Consider the following 3,695-nt stretch of genomic DNA (forward strand, 5'->3'; position numbering starts at 1 on the left):
AAAACTTGGTGAAAAACCTGCTGCCCTGTTTATCTTTTCTGATGGATAACCTAATTCAGGATATGCTTTGCAATCGGGACGAAGAATAGTAAACTCAGCATCTATTTTATCTCTTACATAATTCATTCCTGTTTCAGTATAACCAAGAAGATATCCTTCATATTCTATAATCAGTTTACAGGAATCTCCTTTTAATAACGGTTTGGCGGGTACAACTTCTATATAATTCGCCTGGTATATTTCCCAGTCCTCAAATGACAATACCCTTTGCGAATAAACTAAAGGATTACCATTTTCTTCTTTTATTGATGAAACTTTCATCAACCGATATAGTAGCAAAGGAATAATTTTGCTCTCTTCATCGGTTCTATTTATAACGGTCATACCGCATGTAGATATTATTTTCTTGTTCTCATAATCTACATGTACATCTAAATCATAATTAATAGTTTTTAACAACAGATTTTTTTCAAAATTATTTTGAGCATTTGAATCTATCACCATGCTTAACAGAACTAATAAGGCAATAGCAATCTTTCGTTTTAGTTTAAGGTTTTGGAAGAAAATAAAAATGGGGGACATTATCAGTATTAATATTGCAAAGCATAAACATCTTATGAAAGCTATGGAGAAATAAATTATTTTTTTCACAACAACTTCTTTTTCATTTAGTTAATATTTATAAGGTCTGCATCAATAATGAATATTTAATTTATTCGGTGAATATTAAAGCTTACCGCTAACGTTTTGCGGTTTGATGAGGGCAGGATTTTTGGCACTAATGTTCATACGACGCACAAATGTTTGTTTAAGTACAAGAACGTCATAATAGCATGTCAGCCCGCCTTTTGCCAAGCTGCTGTTGTTTTTTATCTATATAAATCACCATGGAGATATTTTAACCCTGAATCAACAACAACTGTTACAATTCTTTTTCCTGCGCCAATTATTCTTGCCCTTTGAATCGCTGCCCACACATTTGCTCCAGACGTGATTCCTCCAAATATTCCTTCCAATCTTGCTAATTCTCTTGCAGTTTTATAGGCGTCTTCATTTGATACAGCAATTATTTCATCTGCCAAATCTAACCTGCATATAGACGGTACGAATCCTGCGCCAATTCCTTCTAATTTGTGAGTGCCCGATATATCGCCACCCGAAAGAGAACGCACATTCAATGGTTCAATTGGGATGCATCGAATATTTGGTATCTCCTTTTTAAGCACTTCTGAATTTCCGGAAAAGCACCCGCCTGTTCCAACTCCCATTATAAATTCATCAATGTTATTTCCGAGCTCATCTAAAATCTCTCTTGCCATATTATGATATGCATTTCTATTATCGACATTGTTAAACTGGTCGGTCCAAAATGTATTTGGCTGCTTACTTAATTCTTTTGCTCTCTTAACCATAGAGTCAATAAGTTTTGCAGTTATCAAACCATTTTCACTGGGAAATATTTCAAGAGTAGCTCCGAATGCCAGCATGGTTTGAAGTTTTTCTTCTGCAAAAGCATCGGAGGATACAAAATGTGAATGGTATCCTTTGGTTGCACATACCATTGCCAAAGAACTTCCCGTGCTGCCCCCGGTGTAATCAACTACTGTTCCCCCGGGTTTGAGCTCACCTCTCCTTTCAGCTCCTTCAATCATTGAGAGAGCCATTCGGTCTTTCATACTCCCAGTAGGATTTCCACCTTCGTACTTTACATATATTTCAGCACAGTTAGATTCAGACAATCGTTCTAATTTTATCAATGGTGTTTTGCCTATCGCTCTCATATATTTTTTTAATTAAAATAGCACACAAAAGTCTGCGGATTTGCGAAGGCGGGGCTTGTCAGCATAAATGTTCATTAGAAGCACGAAAGTTTGATTAAGCACCTCACTGTCATAGAAGCACAAAATCCCCACTATTGCAAATGTGCTGTTACCTGCTGACATTCTCTTCGTTCATTGTAATTACTCTTGTTAAACCGTCTGTCGTTATTTTTATTTTTGTATAATGTTTTTCAGCTTGTTGTTCTGTTGGATACCATTTTCTATTTGTTTCAACAATTATAAATAAACCATTGTCGTTGCCCAATGCAACAAACTTTTCACTTTTAGAACCTTTCGCAAAAAAGTATAGATTATTTTTTTCAACTAATTTGTCTGCGAGTTTTATTGGTGCATCCGCTACTATTCCGATTTCACTTATAGATTGAATGGATGAAATGCAGAAGGGTTTGTCTGAATCGTTGTTAAGGTCAAAACGTGCAATGAATTCCAAAATATTTCCATTGTTGTCGAAAAAATAAATTGCCTTTGCATTCCAACTTTCAAAGTTCGTAACTATTCCATTGTCTGCATTTTTAATAAGGCCAAGTTTTGCAGATATCCATTTTATTGCTTCGTCAAGTTTATTGCGAGGAATATTAAATGCAAAATGATATTTCGGGTTTAATTTATGTGATTTAATAAAAGTTAAGGTTGATTGCCCAGCTAAAAACGAAATGGAGTTTTGGTCTTTATTTTTTGTCTGAAGTCCTAAAAGTTTAGAATAAAATTTTTCCGTTTCGTCAAGGTTGTCAGTCAGTATTTCTATTTCTAAAATATCCATGGTTTAAATTTTGCTGTGTTGTTCATTATGCTTGCCACTAACGTTTACGCATCATCTGAAGTTGCGTAGCAATTTGGGTGTAGCGTAGCGAAACCAAATATGCCGTGTTAGGCGATGTTGAAAAAGGGCAAAAAATTCCTTATTAAAAGTTTTCGTCCCATGCATAAGGAAGTAGCTCTCTTAATTTTACAACCTTATTTTCACCGACTATTACATCAGTTTCCAAATTATCACTGTCTATTTGATACATAAATTCTCTACATCTTCCACAAGGAGGCAGAACTTTACCATCCTCTAAAACCGCAACTATTTTTTTGATTTTATATTCACCGCCAGTAATCATGGATGCAATTGCACTATGTTCGGCGCAGAATCCCATGCTTGAACAAGTATCAACGCTAACGCCAAGATAAACATTACCATTGTCAGTGACTAAGGCACAACCACAATCAGAAATAGTAAATCCATGCTTAACTTTTTTCGGTTTAACGACGGATTTTGCTTTGTTGATTAGCTCAAGGTTTGTTATTGTAATCATAAAATTAAATTAATTGTCTATGCAATTGCAGTATTATTTAAATAATCCCAGCATAGTAAAAAACCTATCAGATTAGGAGTTCAATTTTTATTGTGTCCTGTTTTTTCTTGTATAATTGCCATAAAATCAAACTTGTAATTGTATAAACTATTATTGCAGGAATTGAAGTTTCAATACCAAAAACTCCTCCATTAAAAAGAGGATTATCCCCAATATTCAATTGAACCAATACTTCATTTTTTCCTCCTGTTCCGAATGCAATTAATCCGTTAAGTAATAATAAATTCCATAAAAAATGGACAATGCCTGCATTCCATATGCTTTTAGTATAAACATAAATCATCAAAGACATAAACGAAAATAGTAATCCGGCTACTATAAGCTGGAATATATTTAAGAGTGAACCTGCTCCCCCAATATGAATTAAAGTGAAGAACAAAGAAGGTGCAAAAGCTGATATCCCAAAATTATATTTACTTTTTAGCAGGTTAAAAAAATAACCTCTAAAGATAATTTCTTCTACAAAGCCAGAAGCTAAGGACACTCCAAATGCTTT

The 3,695-nt window shown here is 34.3% G+C and carries 5 protein-coding genes; all 5 read right to left on the reverse strand.

Annotated features, from left to right (window positions below; all coding sequences use genetic code 11):
• Window positions 1–582, reverse strand: a 582-nt coding sequence (locus VI621_RS01110) for a hypothetical protein (protein ID WP_324216548.1), incomplete at its 3' end; no start/stop codon positions are given.
• A gap of 287 nt (window positions 583–869) precedes the next feature.
• Window positions 870–1,781, reverse strand: a complete 912-nt coding sequence (locus tag VI621_RS01115) for a cysteine synthase family protein (RefSeq protein ID WP_324216549.1) — start codon at window positions 1,779–1,781, stop codon at window positions 870–872.
• A gap of 148 nt (window positions 1,782–1,929) precedes the next feature.
• The gene (locus tag VI621_RS01120; protein ID WP_324216550.1) at window positions 1,930–2,601 is read right to left on the reverse strand and encodes a hypothetical protein; all 672 of its coding nucleotides are present in this window, start codon (window positions 2,599–2,601) and stop codon (window positions 1,930–1,932) included.
• Between the two features lie 142 nt (window positions 2,602–2,743).
• The gene (locus tag VI621_RS01125) at window positions 2,744–3,139 is read right to left on the reverse strand and encodes a cytidine deaminase (RefSeq protein WP_324216551.1); all 396 of its coding nucleotides are present in this window, start codon (window positions 3,137–3,139) and stop codon (window positions 2,744–2,746) included.
• A 67-nt stretch (window positions 3,140–3,206) separates the two neighbouring features.
• Window positions 3,207–3,695: CPBP family intramembrane glutamic endopeptidase (locus VI621_RS01130; RefSeq protein ID WP_324216552.1), on the reverse strand; the 489-nt coding region annotated here is incomplete at its 5' end.

Origin of the sequence: Flavobacterium sp. (assembly GCF_035292545.1) — a bacterium.
GTDB lineage: Bacteria > Bacteroidota > Bacteroidia > Flavobacteriales > Flavobacteriaceae > Flavobacterium.